The following is a 16770-nucleotide window of genomic DNA, read 5'->3' on the forward strand; positions in this document are numbered from 1 at the left end:
CCGTGCACGGATCTCGCCGGTATGCCGTGCACGCGCCACTCACCCGGGTGGCCCGCGCACGGCATACCCGCGCTCACCGCCCGCTCGCCCGCCGCACGAAGTCGGTGATCCCCTCGGCCTCCTCGACCCGGGTGCCGGCCCCGACGTAGGGCATGTGGCCGGTCTCGAACCACGCGTGCTCGATCCGGTCCAGCGCCTGCTCGGGCAGCCGCAGGTGGGCGACCATGTCCTCGGCCGCGCCGTAGGGCGTGGCCAGGTCGTAGTAGCCGTACTCGATGCGCACGCGCAGGTGGGGGTTGGCGCGCATCACCCGCTCGAGCTTGTCGGTGACGTTGATCGGCCGGGCCTCGAACTCCTTGTAGGACCAGTGCTCGATCGCGTCGGAGAAGACGGCGTAGGGCAGGTCCAGCTCCGAGCGCAGCTCACCGCGCAGGTAGTGGTGGATCGCGGCCGCGTAGGGGCCCATGATCGCGTCGATCGAGGGGTCGGCGTCCATCCCCTCGGCGATGCCGGAGTGCAGCACCCCGGTGATCCGCCCGTCGATGCGCCCGACCGTGCGGCCCTCGTCGCGGAGCAGCTCGGTGCAGAAGCGCCAGTGCTCGGGCCGCAGGTCGCAGCGGTCCAGGTAGTCCTCCGACAGCCCGGTGAGCGAGGAGAGCTGGGCGAGCACGTCATACCTCTCCTCCTCGGTGAGGCGGTTGCCGCGCCCGAGCGCCCAGCGGTAGGCCCCGGCGGCGAGCTCCTCGGCGTCGGCGAGCACCTCGCGCAGCGACCGGCCCGGGTGCTTGCCGTGGAAGTGGGCGATCGCGGCGTAGGTGGGCAGGTAGGACAGGCACGCCTCGTCGTGGCGCAGGAAGCGGAAGTCCTGGGTGCCGAAGTCGAGGACGCTGGAGATGAGCACGAGGCCGTTGAGCTGCATCCCGAAGCGGCTGAAGAGGTGCTCGGCCACCGACACCGCGCGGGTCGTGCCGTAGGACTCGCCGCACAGGAACTTCGGGCTCATCCAGCGGTCCTCGCGCGTGCACCACAGCCGGATGAGCTCGCTGACCTGCTCCACGTCCTTGCCGAAGCCGTGGTAGTCCTTGGCCTTGCCGCCCTTGACCGCGCGCGACAGCCCGGTCGACATGGGGTCGATGAAGACGAGGTCGGTGGCCCGCAGCGGCGTCTGCGGGTTGTCCGTCAGCGCGTAGGGCGGCGGGGTCGGCTCGTCCACCTCGCCGGCGTCGACGATCCGCGGGCCGAGCACGCCCAGGTGCAGCCACACCGAGCTCGAGCCGGGGCCGCCGTTGAAGACGAAGGTCACCGGCCGGTCCTTGGGGTCGGCCCCCTCCGGCAGGTCGAGGGTGTAGGACGTCACCGCCAGCTCGGCGCGCGGCGTCCAGCCCTCGAAGACGTCGTCCTTGAACTCCTCCTCGCGCAGCACGATCCGCCCGGTGCGGGCGGTGTAGCTCAGCTCGCCGTCGTCGGTGGCGAGGGTGTGGTGGGTCTCGACCAGCAGGTCGCGGGGCTCGGGGGCGCCCTGGGTGTCGTCCTTCGTCGTGTCCTTCGGGGCGGTGACGTCGTCGCTCATGCGAGGACTGTATGCGGCGTGCCGAGGGCGGCGGTGCGGCATACCGTCGGGGTATGGAGTGGTTCGTCGCCGAGGACGGATGGCTGGGGCGGGCGGTGTTCCTGCACGCCCTGGCCGCGCTCTACGTCGTCGCCTTCGTCGCGGCCGCGCGCCAGGGCCCGGCGCTCATCGGCACGCGCGGGCTGACGCCGGTGCCGGACCACCTGCGACGGGTGGGCTTCCGGCAGGCGCCGAGCGTCTTCCACCGCTGGTGGTCCGACCGCTTCTTCCTCGCGGTCTGCTGGACGGGCGCGGGGCTGGCGGCGCTGACGCTGGCCGGGGTGACCGCGCGGCTGCCGCTGGTGGCGTCGACGGCGGTGTGGCTGGCGCTGTGGGCGCTCTACCTGTCGGTCGTCAACGTCGGCCAGCTCTGGTGGTCCTTCGGCTGGGAGTCGCTGCTGTGCGAGGTGGGCTTCCTGGCGGTCTTCCTGGGCAACGCGGCCGTCGCGCCGCCGCTGCTGGTCCTGCTCCTGCTGCGGTGGGTGCTCTTCCGGCTCGAGCTGGGCGCCGGGCTGATCAAGATGCGCGGCGACCCGTGCTGGCGCGACCTGACCTGCCTGCACCACCACCACGAGACCCAGCCGATGCCGGGGCCGCTGTCGTGGTTCTTCCACCACCTGCCGGGGCCGCTGCACAGGGTCGAGGTCGCCGCCAACCACGTCACCCAGCTGGTCGTGCCGTTCGGGCTGTTCCTGCCCCAGCCGGTGGCCGGGGTGTGTGCCGGGATCATGCTCGTCACCCAGCTGTGGCTGGTGGCCAGCGGCAACTTCGCCTGGCTCAACTGGCTGGCGGTCGTGCTGGCCGCCTCGGTGCTGCCGGACGCCTTCTGGGCGTGGCTCCTCCCCCGCCCCGTGCAGGACTGGCTCGTGCCCGCGCAGGCCGGCGCGACGCCATACCCCTGGGCCGGGGCGGTGCTCCTGGTGACGGCGCTGGTCCTCGTCCTGAGCTGGCGGCCGGTGCTCAACCTGGTCTCGCCGGGGCAGGCGATGAACGCCTCCTTCGAGCCGCTGCGGCTGGTCAACACCTACGGGGCGTTCGGCAGCGTGACGAAGGTGCGGCACGAGATCGTGGTCGAGGGGCTCGACGAGGACGGGGTATGGCGTGAGTACGGCTTCCGCGGCAAGCCCGGGCCGCCGGGGCGCTGGCCGCGGCAGTACGCGCCCTACCACCTGCGCCTGGACTGGATGATGTGGTTCGCGGCGCTGTCGCGGCGCTATGCCCGGCCGTGGTTCCCCCGGCTGCTGCGGCGGCTGCTGGAGGCCGACCCGGCGACGCTGCGGCTGCTGGCCGTCGACCCCTTCGACGGACGGCGGCCCGAGGCGGTGCGGGCGCTGCTCTACCGCTACCGCTACACGACCTGGGCCGAGCTGCGGGCGACGCGCGCGTGCTGGCACCGCGACCTGGTCGGCGAGTTCGCGCACCCGGTGACGCTGGCGACGGCCGAGGCGGACTGGGCGTGAGGGCTGTGCTGGGATAGGAGGATGACCAACCCGTTCCTGGCACCGTCCACCCTGCCCTTCTCCCTGCCCGACTACGCGACCATCACCGACGCGCACGTGCGGGAGGCGCTGGAGATCGGGATGGAGCAGCAGCTGGAGGAGCTGCGGGCGATCGCCGAGGACACCTCGCCGGCGACGGTGGAGAACGTCCTGCACGCCTGGGAGCGCAGCGGCGCCGTGCTGGAGCGGACGCTGTCAGCCTTCTGGGTGGCGCGGTCGGCCGACACCAACCCCGAGCGCGACGCGATCATGGCCGAGTTCTCCCCCCGCCTGGCGGCCCACCAGGACGCGATCCTGCTCGACCCGGCGCTCTACGGCCGGCTCAGGGCGCTGTCCGAGCGGGCCGACGCCGGTGAGGTCGAGCTCGACGATCAGGACGCCTTCAACCTCTCCGAGCGGCTGCGCGCCTACGAGCGCGGCGGGATCACGCTGCCGGCCGGGCAGCAGGCCCGGCTGCGCGAGCTCAACGGCGAGCTGGCCACGCTGTCCAACGAGTTCGACACCGCACTGGTGGCCGGGCGCAACGCCGCGGCCGTGCACGTCACCGACGAGGCCGAGCTGGCCGGGCTGTCCGAGGACGAGAAGGCCCGGCTGCGGGAGGCGGCGCGCGGCCGCGACCTCGACGGCTGGCTGGTGCCGGTCGTCAACACGACGGGGCAGCCGCTGCTGGACAACCTCGAGCACCGGGGCCTGCGGGAGCGGATCTTCCGCGCCTCGGTCGGGCGTGGCCTCGGCTCCGGGGACCCTGCCCACGACACCCGCGACACCCTGGTGCGGATCGCGCGGCTGCGGGCCGAGCGGGCTGCGCTGCTCGGTTACCCCCACCACGCCGCCTACGTCCACGAGGTCGCCTGCGCCCGGACCACCGAGGCGGTCAACGACCTGCTCGGTCGGCTCACCCCCGGGGTCGTGCAGATCGTCGAGCGCGAGGCGGAGGCGCTGCGGGCGCGGCTGGAGAGCGTGGAGCCGGGGGCGACCCTGGAGCCGTGGGACTGGCAGTTCCTGGCGACGCGCGAGAACGCCGCGTCGGCGTTCGACACCGACCAGCTCAAGCCCTACCTGGAGTTCGAGCGGGTCCTGACCGAGGGGGTCTTCGCGGCCGCGACGGCGCTCTACGGCATCACCTTCGCCGAGCGGCCCGAGCTGGTCGGCTACACCTCCGAGGCCCGGGTCTTCGAGGTGCGGGAGGCCGACGGCTCGGTGCTGGGCGCCGTCGTCATCGACGCCTACACCCGGCCGAACAAGAAGGGCGGCGCGTGGATGACCTCCATCGTCGACCAGAGCCACCTGCTCGACCAGCAGCCGGTCGTGACCAACACGTGCAACGTGCCGCCGCCCGCGGAGGGGTCGCCGAGCCTGATGACCTGGGACAACGTCATCACGCTGTTCCACGAGTTCGGGCACGACCTGCACGGGCTGCTGTCGGACGTGCGCTACCCGTCGCGGTCCGGGACGTCGGTGCCGCGCGACTTCGTCGAGTTCCCCAGCCAGGTCAACGAGATCTGGGCGTGGGAGCCGGCGCTGCTGCGGCGCTTCGCCCGGCACCACGAGACCGGCGAGCCGATCCCGGACGAGTGGGTGGACAAGCTCGTGGCGAGCCGGACCGAGAGCGGCTACCGGACCCTGGAGCTGCTGGCGGCGATGCTGCTCGACCAGGCCTGGCACCAGACCCCGCTGGCGGAGCTGCCGGAGGACGGGTCGGGCGTCGAGGCCTTCGAGGCGGCGGCGCTGGAGCGCGCCGGGGCGGCCCACCCGCTGATCCCGCCGCGCTACCGGTCGGCCTACTTCCACCACATCTTCGGCGGAGGCTATGCCGCGGGCTACTACTCCTACCTGTGGTCGGAGGTCATGGACGCCGACACGGTCGCGTGGTTCCGCGAGCAGGCGACGGCCGAGCAGCCCGGCGGGATGACGCGCGAGGCGGGCGACCGCTTCCGCGCCGAGCTCCTGGGCCGCGGCGGCTCGCTGGAGGCGCTGGAGACCTACCGGCGCTTCCGCGGCGCCGACCCCGACGTCTCCCACCTGCTGGCGCGCCTGGGCCTGACCGCCTGACGACGTCTGGTCCCGCTCCCCCTCTGCGACCGACGACGTCGCGCGCACGCTCCTCACCCCACCGACGACGTCGCGCGCACGCTCCTCACGCGACCGACGACGTCGCGCGCACGCTCCTCACGCGACCGAGGACGTCGCGTGCACCAACGGGGACGGTTCTGACCACAGACTGCCCACCTCTTGCTACCGTCGCGGGGACACCGATCGAGGAGGACCGATGTCGAAGACCGCCGTGCTGGTGTACGCCGTCGTGGGGGCGGGGCTCATCGCCTGGGCCGTGATGTCAGGCGACGCGTTGCCGCTGGGGCTTCTGCTCCTCGCGTGTCTCGCCGCGCTCCTGCATCTCGTCGGGCCGGGGAAGATGGGCAAGGCCGGTGCCGACCAGCAGCTCCGGGAGCAGGCCAGGGCGAGGTATGGCGTGCACGCGCCGGACCGGCCCCGCTTCTGACCACCTGACGCCCTCGGTCGCGGGTGAGGCGGGCACACCACGTCCCCGGTCGCCGCTGGGGCGTGCGCGCCACGTCCTCGGTCGCGGGTGAGGCGGGCGCACCACGTCCCCGGTCGCGGGTGGGGGCGGGTCAGCCGATGAGCTCGCGGGTCTGGGCGGCGGGCAGGTAGTCGTAGCGGACGAAGCTGCGGGTGAACGTCCCCGAGCCGTGGGACACCGAGCGCAGGTCGATCGGGTAGCGGGCCAGCTCGTGCTGGGGCACCTCGGCGCGGACGACCGTGTGTCCCTCCGAGCCCACGGGCTCGGTGCCGTAGACCTGGGCGCGGCGACCGCGCAGGTCGGCCATGACCGCGCCCACGTAGTCGTCGGCCACGGTGATCTCGACGGCGTCGACCGGCTCCAGCAAGGACACGGTCGACTCGTTCGCGGCCTCGCGCAGGGCCTGGCCGGCCGCGTTCTGGAAGGCCATGTCGGAGGAGTCCACCGAGTGCGCCTTGCCGTCGACGAGCGTCACGCGCACGTCGACGCAGGGATAGCCGGCGAGCACACCCTCGGCGAGCTGGTTGCGCAGCCCCTTCTCCACCGAGGGGATGAACTGCCGCGGGACGGCGCCGCCGACCACCTTGTCGACGAACTCGAAGCCCGCGCCGCGCTGGAGCGGCTCGATCTCCAGCTGCACCACGGCATACTGCCCGTGGCCGCCGGACTGCTTGACCAGCCGGCCCTGCACCTGCACCGGGCGCACGAAGGTCTCGCGCAGCGAGGTCTTGACCGGCTCGGTCTCGACGTCGACGTTGTAGCGGTTGCGCAGCTGGTCGAGGACGTCGTCGATCTGGGCGGGACCGAGCGTCCACAGCACCACCTGGTGGGTCTCGGCGTTGTGCTCCAGGCGGAGCGTGACGTCCTCGCTGATGAGCCGCTGCAGCGCCCCGGCGAGCCGGTCCTCGTCCTTGCTCGCGGCCGCCCGGACGGCCACGGGCAGCAGCGGCTCGGGCAGCAGCCACGGCTCGACCAGCGCGGGCCGGTCGGAGTCGGAGAGGGTGTCGGCGGTCTCGGCGGAGGCCAGCTTGGTGACGAGCACGAGCTCGCCGGCGATCGCCGCGTCACGCGGCACGGTGCCGGCGCCGCCCGGGCCGGGGGTCATGATCTGCCCCACCCGCTCGTCGTCGTCGTCGTGCCCCGGGTGGCCGGGGACCTCCCGGCCCACGACCCGCTCCAGGTGGCCGCTGACGTGCAGCCGGGCGCCGGCGGACAGCGTGCCGGAGAAGATGCGCACCAGGGACAGCCGGCCCACGTAGGGGTCGGTGGTCGTGCGGACGACCTCGGCCACCAGGGGCGCCGACGGGTCTGCGGTCACGTCATACAGCTCCTGCCCGGACGGGTCGGTGACGACCGGCGTCCAGGCCTGCTCGGGCGAGGGGAAGGCCGCGACCATGAGGTCGAGCAGGCGCGGGACCCCCATGCCGGTCGGGGGGTTGACGACAACGATGGGGAAGAAGCGCGCGGTCGTGATGGCGGCGCGCAGGTCGGCGCGCAGGCTCTCCCGGTCCAGCTCCTCCCCCGACAGGTAGCGGTCCAGGAGCGACTCGTCCTCGGAGGTCTCGATGATGGCCTCGACGAGCTCGGCCCGCTGGCCCTCGACGTCCGCGCGCTCCTCGTCGGTGAGCGGGCGGGCCGTGCCCTCGGCGTCGCACATCGTCTCGTCGAGCAGCTCGACGATCCCCGTCAGCTCCTGGCCCTCCACGACCGGGACCGACAGCGGCACCGCCGTGCCGAAGACGCGTCGGCACTGCGCGACCACGCTGTCGTAGTCGGCGCGGGCCAGCTCCAGCTGGGTCACCGCCACCAACCGGGGCACCCCCACCGCGTCGCACTCGCGCCACAGCATCCGGGTCGCCTCGTCGATGCCGCTGCCCGCGGCGACGACGAAGACCACCGCGTCGGCGGCCCGCAGCCCGGCGCGCACGTCACCGACGAAGTCGGGCCTGCCGGGGGTGTCCACGACCGTGACGACGGTGCCGCTGCCCTCGTGCACCGTGCTCGCGACACCGAGCGCGGTCGAGGCCTCCTCGGCCTCCTTGACGTGCCCGAGCTGCCCGCTGGTCAGCTGCTCCAGCAACGCGCTCTTGCCGGTCCCCTGCGGCCCGACCAGGACCACGTTGCGGATCTCGGAGGGGCTGCTCGGTGCACGGAACGAAGAGGCGCCGTTGCGGTTCATGCGGCATAACCTACGCCTACTACACGAAGTAGTGTCTACCGGTCCCCCGAGCCCTCCGGGCCTGCCGCGTCGGCGACCCGGCGGCCCACCTCGAGCATCCTGCCGACCAGGCGGGAGAGGTCGGCGAGCTCGTCGAGGTCGAGCCCCTCGAGCAGCCGGGCGCGCGCCTCGCGGGTCGGCCCCTCCAGCGCGGCGAGCACCGTCTGCCCCTCCTCGGTCACCCGCAGCAGCAGCCGGCGACGGTCGGCGGGGTCGGGCCTGCGCTCCAGCCAGCCGCGCGAGGCGATGCGCTCGACGATGCCGCTCATCGTCGGCGTGGTGACGTCGAGCGCCCGGGCCAGGTCCTGCCCGGTGAGGTCCGGCGTGGCCCGGACCAGCACGAGCACCTGGACCTGGCGCAGGGTCAGGTCGGCGGGCACCCGCACCGGGTCGAGCCAGCGCACCACGACCGCGTGCAGCGCGTCCTCCGACCGCACGATCTGTGCGGTCAGCTCCGCCCGCCGGTCCTGCGGCTGCGTGCGGGTCATAAGTCTCCTCGTCAGTTCGTCCCGGGCTAACTGTTGGTCTTAGGCTAGGCATCCTATGTCGCGCCTCACGCTCTTCAGCGTCCGCAACCGTGCCCTCGTCGCGCTGACGACGCTCTTCGCCGTCGTGGCGGGGCTGTGGTCGACCTCCGCCCTGCCGCGCGAGCTCTTCCCCTCCCTGCAGTTCCCGGTGCTGGCGGTCACCACCCCCGTGCCCGGCTCCAGCAGCTCGGTCGTCGAGGAGCAGGTGACCGAGCCGGTCGAGGTGGTCGCCCAGGGGCTGAACAACGTCGTCGAGGTGACCTCGACCAGCACCGACGGCTTCTCCTCCGTCGTCGTCGAGCTGGACTACGGCACCGACCTCGGGGCCGTCCAGACCGACCTGCAGCGCGCGGTCCTGGCGCAGGCCCCCAACCTGCCCGACGGCGCCGAGCCGCAGATCTTCGCCGGCAACCTCGACGACTTCCCGATCATCCAGCTCGCCGCCACCGGCGGCGAGGGCGTGGACGCCGACGAGCTCGTCGACCGCCTCGAGCGGCTCGTCGTGCCCGAGATCGAGGACGTCGACGGCGTGCGCGCGGCGACCCTGTCCGGCGTCGCCGACCGCGTCGTCACCGTCGACCTCGACGACGAGGAGGCCGCCGAGGCCGGCGCCACCGTGCCCTCCGTCGCCCAGCTGCTGCAGGCCAACGGCGTCGTCGTCCCGGGCGGGACGGTGCTCGACGGCGACGCCGAGCTGCCGGTCCTGGTCGGCTCGCGCCTCACCTCGGTCGAGCAGATCGAGGCGCTGCCGCTGCTCACCCCCCAGGTCATGGGTATGCAGCAGGCCGCCGCCCAGCAGCGCACCGCCGCCGCCGAGGCGCGCACCGCCGCGGACGACGCGACGGCGGCCGCCGCGGCCAGCCCGGCCGACCCCGAGCTCGCCGCCGGCGCGGCCGCCGCCCAGGCCGCGGCCGAGCAGGCCGAGACCGCGCTCGAGGAGGCCGGGGAGGTGGAGGTCCCGACCCTCGGTGACGTCGCCGAGGTGACGCTGGAGACGCGGGCGGCCACCGCATACACCCGCACCAACGGCGAGCCCAGCGTCGGCATCGCCATCACCAAGACCCCCGACGGCAACGCGGTCGAGATCTCGCACGACCTCGCCGACCTGCAGGCCGAGTTCGGCACCGCGCTCGGTGGCGGCGAGCTGGTGACCATCTACGACGGCGCGCCGTTCATCGAGAAGTCCATCGAGGACCTGGCCACCGAGGGCGTGCTGGGCCTGGGCTTCGCGATCCTGGTCGTGCTGGTCTTCCTGCTGTCCGTGCGCCTGACGCTGGTCACCGCGCTGTCGATCCCGCTGTCGCTGCTCATCGCGCTCATCGGCCTGCAGGCGCTGGGCTACAGCCTCAACATCCTCACCCTCGGTGCCCTGACGATCGCCGTGGGCCGTGTCGTCGACGACTCCATCGTGGTCATCGAGAACATCAAGCGGCACATCGCCCGCGGTGACGAGCGGCGCACCGCGGTCGTGGAGGCCACCCGCGAGGTCGCCGGAGCGATCACCTCGGCCACGGTGGCCACCGTGGCGGTCTTCCTGCCCCTCGGCTTCGTCGGCGGCCAGGTCGGCGAGCTGTTCCGGCCCTTCGCGGTGACCGTGGCCCTGGCCATGCTCGCCTCCCTGCTGGTGGCGCTGACGATCATCCCGGTGCTGGGCTACTGGTTCCTCGGCGGCGGCCGCGCCACCCCCGGCCGGCACGAGGAGGAGCCCGACGAGGCGCGCGACACCCCCGACCGGCTGCAGCGCGCCTACCTGCCGGTGCTGCGCACCGCCGTCGCGCACCCCTGGGTCACCGTGCTGCTCGCCGCGCTCGTGCTCGGCGGGACGGGGTATGCCGCCACCCTCCTGAAGACGGACTTCATCGGCTCCGCCGGGGAGAACACCCTGCAGGCCACCCTGACGATGCCCACCGGCACCCGGCTCACCGACACCGACGAGCAGGCCCGGCAGGTCGAGGAGTGGCTGGCCGACCAGGACGAGGTCGCCGCCTACCAGGTGGTCGCCGGCAGCCCCGGCGGCATCGAGGCGGTCTTCCTCGGCAGCGGCGCCAACACGGCGACCTTCGCGATGACGCTGGAGGAGGGCGTCGACGGCGAGGCCTTCGGCGAGGAGCTGACCGCGCACGTCGAGGAGCAGCTCGGTGAGGGGGCCTCTCTCGTGGCCACCGCCGGCCAGCAGATGGGCAGCACCGACCTCGAGGTCGTCGTGCAGGCCCAGGACGAGGACGACCTGCGCGCCGCCGCCGGGTCGGTGACCGAGCTCGTGCAGGACGTCGGCGCCACCGACGTCACCAACGACCTCACCGACACCGTGCCGTCGCTGCGGGTGCGCGTCGACCGGGCCGCGGCCGCCGAGGCGGGCGTGACCGAGGCGCAGGTCGGCCAGCTCGTGCAGGCGGCGACCGACGGCACCCGGGTGGGGCGCGTGGAGTTCGACGCCCGCCAGGTCGACGTGCTGGTCCGGCAGGGAGCCGCGGACGACGTGGACGGGCTGGAGGAGCTGCAGGTCGCCACCACCGCCGACGGCGACCCGGTGCTGCTGGGCGAGGTGGCCGAGCTGGAGACGGTCGAGGAGGCGGTCACGATCACCCGCGTCGACGGCCTGCGGGCCGCCACGGTGTCGGGCCGCCCCAGCGGCGACGACCTGGGTGCGCTGAGCGCCCAGCTCGGGGAGCGGCTCGACGGCCTGGAGGTCCCCGACGGGGTCCAGGTCGAGCTCGCCGGCGTCTCCGCCGACCAGCAGTCGGCGTTCAACGCCCTCGGGCTGGCGCTGCTGGCCGCGATCGCCATCGTCTACCTGGTGATGGTCGCGACCTTCAATTCCCTCGTCCAGCCGCTCATCCTGCTCGTCTCCGTGCCGTTCGCGGCCACCGGCTCCATCGGCCTGCTGCTGCTGACCGACAAGCCGCTGGACGTCGCCTCGATGGTCGGCATGCTCATGCTCGTCGGCATCGTCGTGACCAACGCGATCGTGCTCATCGACCTGGTCAACCAGTACCGCGCCCGCGGCCTGGACCGCGGCACCGCGCTGATCGAGGGCGCCCGCCACCGGCTGCGACCGATCATCATGACCGCGCTCGCGACCATCCTGGCCCTGACCCCGATGGCCCTGGCGATCACCGGCGGCGGAGCGTTCATCTCCCAGCCGCTGGCCATCGTGGTCATCGGCGGCCTGGTCACCTCGACGCTGCTGACGCTGATCCTGGTGCCGGTGCTCTACGAGCTGGTCGAGCGGGGCGCCGCCTGGGCCGGCGGCCTGCGCGGACGGCGGGCGGCCCGCCGGGCCTGACCGGCGGCGCAGCGGCGGTCCGCGGCCTCGCGCGGCGGGGCGGGGAGGGCGGGAGCGCGGCGGCCGAGTGCGCCCGCACGGGCTCAGCGTTCTCGTGCGGGCTCAGCGTTCTCGTGCGGGGGAAGCTTCCCCCGCACGAGAGGACTTCCCCGGCACACGACGGCGTCCCCGGCACGAGGCACGGCCCCCCACCCGCGGGCCGGGGGGCTGTGCCGGGTATGGCGTCAGGGCGCCCGGTCGTCAGCGCCCTGGTCGACCGTGCTCTGCTCGGTGACCCCCGGGGTGGTCGCTGTCGGCGTGGCCGTGGCGCGGTCGTCGACGCCCTCCTTCGGCACGATCGCCCCCTCGCCGGCCGGGACCAGCCCCTTGCGCACGATGAAGGGCTCCTCGCGGAAGGCCATGATGAGCATCGGCACCATCGCGAAGACGAGCACGAAGACCGGCAGGCCCATGACCGTGATCACCTGCTGCAGCGAGGCGAGCGCCTCGTCACCGCCCAGGACGATCAGGCTGGCCGCGACCGCGCCCTCGGAGACGCCCCAGAACACCCGCTGCCGGGTCGGGCCGCCCTCGGCCTCGCCGGAGCAGAGCATGTCGACGACGAGGGAGGCGGAGTCGGAGGAGGTGGCGAAGAACAGCGCGACCACGACGATCGCGACACCGGAGACGAAGGTGGCGGCGGGGAAGTTCTCGAAGAAGGCGAACATCGCCAGCGGCACGCTCTCGGCCACGGCCGCCGACAGGTCGCCGCCGCTGCCGCCGATGCCGTCGATCTCCATCGCCGACCACCCGAAGATGACGAACCAGACCAGCGTGAACAGCGACGGCGCGACCAGCACGCCACCGACGAACTCACGGATGGTCCGACCGCGCGAGATGCGCGCCAGGAAGATGCCCATGAACGGCGACCAGGTCACCGTCCAGGCCCAGTAGAAGACCGTCCAGCTGCCCTGCCAGCCCCAGCCGCCCTCCTTGGAGAACTCCGCCATCGAGTCGTTCCAGAACGACAGCCGCACCACGTCCTGCAGGTAGTAGCCCAGGCTCTCCAGGATCTGCCGGAGCAGGAAGATCGTCTCGCCGAAGAACAGCACGAAGAGCATGAGGCCGATGGCCATGCCGATGTTGAGGTTGGACAGCCGCTTCACGCCCTTGTCCAGGCCGGCGACGATCGAGGCGGTGGCCACCACGGTCAGGACCGTGATGATGACCACCCTCAGCCAGACCGCGTCCTGCAGGCCGGTCAGCGCGCTCAGCCCCGCGCTGATCTGGGAGGTGCCCAGCCCCAGCGACACGGCCAGGCCGAAGATGGTGCCGAGGACGGCGAAGACGTCGATGACCTTGCCCGGCGTCCCGTAGATGCGCTCCTTGAGCAGCGGGTAGAACGCCGAGGAGAAGCGCAGCGGCAGGCCCTTGCGGTAGACGAAGTAGCCGAACGCGAGCCCGGGCAGGGTGAAGATCGCCCAGGTGTGGATGCTCAGGTGGTAGAGCGAGATGCTCATCGCGTTGCGCGCGGCCTCGACCGAGTAGGGCTCGACGCCGGAGAACGGGGGCGTGGCGAAGTGCGACATGGGCTCGGCCACGCCCCAGAACATCAGCACGGTGCCGATGCCGCCGGCGAAGAGCATCGCGAACCACGACAGGTTGGTGTAGGCTGGCCGGTCGTCGTCGCCGCCCAGCCGCAGCGAGCCGTAGCGGCTCAGCGCGACCCAGATGAGGAAGACCACCCAGGTCGTGACGCCCAGGATGAAGAACCAGCCGAGCCGGGTGACGACCCAGTCACGGCCCTGGCCGAAGACCTCCCCCAGCGGCCCGGGGAAGGCCAGCAGGAGGATCAGGATGACGATCATCAGGCCTGCGGACCAGAAGAAGATGTGGGGGTTGGTCCTCAGTCCGAGCCGGCGGGCGAGTGCTTCCATGCCCTAGAGGTTTTCGCACTCACGGCGGGGTGTCCACCGGAGCGCCGCCCGGCGGCGTCCCCGCGCCGTCACCAGCCCCACCCTCAGCGCGGCACGGTGCCCCACCCCTCGGGCCCGCCGGTGCCGGCCTCGTACTCCTCCATCGGGACGCGGTCGGCCCGCCACGCCTCGAGCACGGGCTCCACGATCCGCCACATCTGCTCGGCCGTGTCGCCGCGGATCGACAGCATCGGGTTGCTGTCCAGGATGCCGGCCAGCACCTCCCCGTAGGGCCGCATCCGGGGCTGGCCGAGGGTGGTGTGCAGCCGCTTCTGCTCCAGGTCCAGCGGGTCGCCCTCGGCGTTGATCGAGATGTCGAGGCTGACCGCGCCGGGGCGCAGCTCCAGGACCAGCTGGTCGGGCGACCCGCTGTCGTGCAGGCCGTCGGGGATGTGGGAGGGCTCGCGGAAGGTGACGACGATCTCCTTGCGGTTGTCCCCCATCGCCTTGCCGCTGCGCAGCACGAACGGCACGCCGCTCCAGCGCTGGTTGCGGACCGCGACGGTGAGCTGGGCCAGCGTCTCGGTGCCGCGCGCGGGGTCGACGCCCTCCTCGGCGGCGTAGTCGGGCACCTGCCGGCCGTCGATGGTGCCGGCCGTGTAGCGGGCGCGACGGGAGGCCACGACCGGGTCGTCACCCCACAGGCTGGTCGCCCGCAGGACCTGGGCCTTGAGCGAGCGCAGCTCCTCGTGGTCCATGCTCGCCGGCGACTCCATCGCGAACATCGCCAGCACCTGGAGCAGGTGCGACTGCGTCATGTCGATGAGGGCACCGGCGTGGTCGTAGTAGCCGGCCCGCCCCTCCAGCGCCAGGGACTCGTCGTAGTAGATGTCGACGCGCTCGATGTGCTCGGCCGACCACAGCGGCTGGAAGATCCGGTTGGCGAAGCGCAGGCCCAGCAGGTTGAGCACCGTGTTGATGCCCAGGAAGTGGTCGATCCGGAAGATCCGGTCTTCGGGCACCACGCGGGTGGCCTGCCGGTTGAGCTCGACGGCGCTGGCCAGGTCGTGACCGAACGGCTTCTCCATGGCCAGGCGGGTGCCCTCCGGCAGGGAGATCTGCTCCAGCAGCCGGCACACCTGCACGGTGACCTGCGGCGGGAGGGCGAAGTAGATCACCAGACCGTCCTCGACCGACTCCACGAGGTCGCGCAGCTGGGACACCTCGAGCGCCTCGGTGACCTCGTAGCGGGCGTCGGCCACGACGCGGTCGACCGTCTCCTGCGGGGCCTCGGCCTCCTCGAAGGACTCCCGGACCCGCCGGTGCCACTCCTCCTGGGCCATCTCCTCCCGGTCGGCGCCGACGACCACCACGTGGCGGTCCGGCTCGACCCGCAGCAGCGAGCCCAGGCCGGGCAGCAGGAGGCGGCGGGTCAGGTCCCCGCCGGCGCCGATGATCAGGAGCGTGGTGGCTGCGTCAGGCATGCGGCCCATCCTTGCAGCCGACCGTCCGGACCGCCGGTCCGGCGCGTACGCTGGGCGCGCGATGCGGACGGTGGCGGCAGGTCAGACGGAGGGCACGAGCGGCTTCTTCTGGGAGAGCCAGGGCTTCGTCGTCGCCTTCCTCTTCCTCCTGGCCGTCGCCATGCTGCGGGGACAGGCCACCTACTGGCTCGCCCGGGTCGTCACCGAGCAGACGCTGGCCCGCACCGCCCCCACGAGCGGCTGGCGTGCCGGGGTCCACGCCTGGCTCCGGGGCGAGGGGGTCGCGCGCGGCCGCGCCTCGCTGCAGCGGTGGGGGCTGGTCATGGTTCCCCTGTGCTACCTCACCGTCGGCTTCCAGACGCTGGTGCTCGCGGCGGCCGGGATGATCCGCGTGCCGTGGGTGCCGTTCACCCTCGCCCAGCTGCCCGGGGCCGCGGCCTGGGGCCTGATCTACAGCACGATCGGCTTCGCGGTCTGGGGCGCGACGATCGCCGCGCTGGCGGGGCAGCCGCTGGCGGTCGCCGCGCTCGCGGCCGTGCTGGTCGTGGCCGGCGCGACGGTGGTGCTGCGCCGGCGGCGCCGGGAGATCGGCCGGGCCCGCAGCGGCGCCGCGACCTGAGCCACCCGCCGTCCTCCGGGGCCGCGTCTCAGCCGACCCAGGTGGGCGCCGACCACGCCAGGCTGTGGCCCGTCTCCTCCAGCAGCCCCTGGTCCACCGCCCACACGTCGACCGACCCCTCCTTCTCCGCCGCCACCAGCAGCCGGCGCCCCTCTTGACCGGGCAGCCAGCCGATGAACCGCGGCCAGTGCGCGACCACGACCTGCTGACGCAGCGTGAGGTGCCCGCGCTCGCCGACGGCGAACACCGACACGGTGTCGGTGCCGCGCGTGGAGACGTAGACGTGCGCACCGTCGGGGGAGACGACGATGCCGCCGGTCGTGGTCTCCCCGGGGCCGGGGCCCTCGGGAGCCGTGGTGACCGTCTGCGTCACCGACCAGCCCGACCCGTCGCGCCCGAGCGTGTGCACGGTCTGGTCCAGCTCGCCGACCACCCACACCAGGTCGTCGCGGCCCGGCGCCGGCGCCAGGTGGCGCGGCCCGCTGCCGGGCGGCAGCACGACGTCACCGGTATGCCGCAGCGCGCCACCCTCCTCCACGCTCACCTCGCGCACCCGGTCCGAGCCCAGGTCGCACACGAGCAGCCGCCGGTCGTCGAGGAACACCGCCTGGTGGGCGTGCGCGGAGTCCTGCCGCTCGTGCGGCCCGTCGCCCTCGAGCTGCAGCTCGTCGACCAGCTCCAGCGTGCCGCCGTCCCCGTCCCCGTCCCCGCCTGCCCCCGTCGAGACCAGCCCGACGCTGCCGCTGACGTAGTTGCTGGCGACCAGCCACCGGCCGTCCGGCGAGAGCGCGAGGTGCGCGGGCCCCATACCCCCGCTCGGCGCGGACGCGACCACCCCCTCGCCGTCACGCACCCGCACGACCTGCGAGCCCTCCCCCTCGGCGACGGCATACAGGTCCGGGCCGTCCCCGGGGCGCACGAGCCAGGACGGGTCCGCGGGGCCCGGGAGCGGCTCGACGTCCCCGAAGCCGCGGTCGGTGAGGGTCACCCGGGCCAGGCCGGAGCGGCCCTCGGGCTGGTCGGTCGTGTATCCGCCGAGGTAGAGGGTCGTCATGGCGTCATGGTGTCAGCGACCGGCCGGGCCCACCAGCCGA

At 73.1% G+C, this 16770-nt stretch carries 11 protein-coding genes; 5 read left to right on the plus strand and 6 right to left on the minus strand.

The window, feature by feature from the left end; all coding sequences use genetic code 11:
* Positions 1-73: 73 nt before the first annotated feature.
* Positions 74-1570: a S10 family peptidase gene (locus K330_RS0115105; protein WP_029202729.1), complete on the minus strand. Its 1497-nt coding sequence runs from the start codon at positions 1568-1570 to the stop codon at positions 74-76.
* A gap of 53 nt (positions 1571-1623) precedes the next feature.
* On the opposite strand from K330_RS0115105, the gene K330_RS0115110 reads away from it, so the two are divergent.
* The 3 genes from K330_RS0115110 to K330_RS0115120 all read left to right on the plus strand — a co-directional run bounded on the left by K330_RS0115110 (position 1624) and on the right by K330_RS0115120 (position 5608).
* Positions 1624-3069 (plus strand): lipase maturation factor family protein, encoded by a 1446-nt coding sequence (locus K330_RS0115110; protein ID WP_029202730.1) that lies wholly within the window; start codon positions 1624-1626, stop codon positions 3067-3069.
* Between the two features lie 21 nt (positions 3070-3090).
* Positions 3091-5160 carry a M3 family metallopeptidase gene (locus K330_RS0115115; protein ID WP_022922656.1) on the plus strand — a complete coding sequence of 690 codons (2070 nt, stop codon included), beginning with the start codon at positions 3091-3093 and terminating at the stop codon, positions 5158-5160.
* Positions 5161-5377: 217 nt separating this feature from the next.
* Positions 5378-5608 (plus strand): hypothetical protein, encoded by a 231-nt coding sequence (locus K330_RS0115120; RefSeq protein ID WP_022922657.1) that lies wholly within the window; start codon positions 5378-5380, stop codon positions 5606-5608.
* Between the two features lie 130 nt (positions 5609-5738).
* On the opposite strand, the gene K330_RS0115125 is transcribed toward K330_RS0115120, so the two are convergent.
* Both K330_RS0115125 and K330_RS22915 read right to left on the minus strand, forming a co-directional pair.
* Positions 5739-7826 (minus strand): elongation factor G-like protein EF-G2, encoded by a 2088-nt coding sequence (locus K330_RS0115125; RefSeq protein WP_022922658.1) that lies wholly within the window; start codon positions 7824-7826, stop codon positions 5739-5741.
* Between the two features lie 35 nt (positions 7827-7861).
* Positions 7862-8353 carry a MarR family winged helix-turn-helix transcriptional regulator gene (locus K330_RS22915; RefSeq protein WP_022922659.1) on the minus strand — a complete coding sequence of 164 codons (492 nt, stop codon included), beginning with the start codon at positions 8351-8353 and terminating at the stop codon, positions 7862-7864.
* 55 nt (positions 8354-8408) lie between these two features.
* Between K330_RS22915 and K330_RS0115135 the strand changes: the two genes are divergently transcribed.
* A complete protein-coding gene (locus tag K330_RS0115135) occupies positions 8409-11678 on the plus strand; it encodes an efflux RND transporter permease subunit (RefSeq protein ID WP_022922660.1) in 3270 nt (1089 codons plus the stop codon).
* A 224-nt stretch (positions 11679-11902) separates the two neighbouring features.
* On the opposite strand, the gene K330_RS21670 is transcribed toward K330_RS0115135, so the two are convergent.
* On the minus strand, positions 11903-13594 hold the full coding sequence (locus tag K330_RS21670; protein WP_022922661.1) for a BCCT family transporter: 1692 nt from the start codon (positions 13592-13594) through the stop codon (positions 11903-11905).
* An 83-nt stretch (positions 13595-13677) separates the two neighbouring features.
* Positions 13678-15057 carry a glucose-6-phosphate dehydrogenase gene (locus K330_RS0115145; RefSeq protein WP_022922662.1) on the minus strand — a complete coding sequence of 460 codons (1380 nt, stop codon included), beginning with the start codon at positions 15055-15057 and terminating at the stop codon, positions 13678-13680.
* 70 nt (positions 15058-15127) lie between these two features.
* On the opposite strand from K330_RS0115145, the gene K330_RS21675 reads away from it, so the two are divergent.
* Positions 15128-15676: an SNARE-associated domain-containing protein gene (locus K330_RS21675; RefSeq protein WP_169448593.1), complete on the plus strand. Its 549-nt coding sequence runs from the start codon at positions 15128-15130 to the stop codon at positions 15674-15676.
* A 28-nt stretch (positions 15677-15704) separates the two neighbouring features.
* Here K330_RS21675 and K330_RS21680 read toward each other — a convergent pair whose 3' ends face one another.
* Positions 15705-16730, minus strand: a complete 1026-nt coding sequence (locus K330_RS21680) for a lactonase family protein (protein ID WP_022922664.1) — start codon at positions 16728-16730, stop codon at positions 15705-15707.
* Positions 16731-16770: the final 40 nt, after the last annotated feature.

Source organism: Ornithinimicrobium pekingense DSM 21552, from assembly GCF_000421185.1.
In the GTDB taxonomy this organism is placed as follows: domain Bacteria; phylum Actinomycetota; class Actinomycetes; order Actinomycetales; family Dermatophilaceae; genus Ornithinicoccus; species Ornithinicoccus pekingensis.

Excerpts from the sequence above, each read along its gene's own strand:
- K330_RS0115105 (WP_029202729.1), bottom strand. The coding sequence starts at position 1,570 with ATGAGCGACGACGTCACCGCCCCGAAGGACACGACGAAGGACGACACC.
- K330_RS0115110 (WP_029202730.1), top strand. The coding sequence starts at position 1,624 with ATGGAGTGGTTCGTCGCCGAGGACGGATGGCTGGGGCGGGCGGTGTTC.
- K330_RS0115115 (WP_022922656.1), top strand. The coding sequence starts at position 3,091 with ATGACCAACCCGTTCCTGGCACCGTCCACCCTGCCCTTCTCCCTGCCC.
- K330_RS0115120 (WP_022922657.1), top strand. The coding sequence starts at position 5,378 with ATGTCGAAGACCGCCGTGCTGGTGTACGCCGTCGTGGGGGCGGGGCTC.
- K330_RS0115125 (WP_022922658.1), bottom strand. The coding sequence starts at position 7,826 with ATGAACCGCAACGGCGCCTCTTCGTTCCGTGCACCGAGCAGCCCCTCC.
- K330_RS22915 (WP_022922659.1), bottom strand. The coding sequence starts at position 8,353 with ATGACCCGCACGCAGCCGCAGGACCGGCGGGCGGAGCTGACCGCACAG.
- K330_RS0115135 (WP_022922660.1), top strand. The coding sequence starts at position 8,409 with ATGTCGCGCCTCACGCTCTTCAGCGTCCGCAACCGTGCCCTCGTCGCG.
- K330_RS21670 (WP_022922661.1), bottom strand. The coding sequence starts at position 13,594 with ATGGAAGCACTCGCCCGCCGGCTCGGACTGAGGACCAACCCCCACATC.
- K330_RS0115145 (WP_022922662.1), bottom strand. The coding sequence starts at position 15,057 with ATGCCTGACGCAGCCACCACGCTCCTGATCATCGGCGCCGGCGGGGAC.
- K330_RS21680 (WP_022922664.1), bottom strand. The coding sequence starts at position 16,730 with ATGACGACCCTCTACCTCGGCGGATACACGACCGACCAGCCCGAGGGC.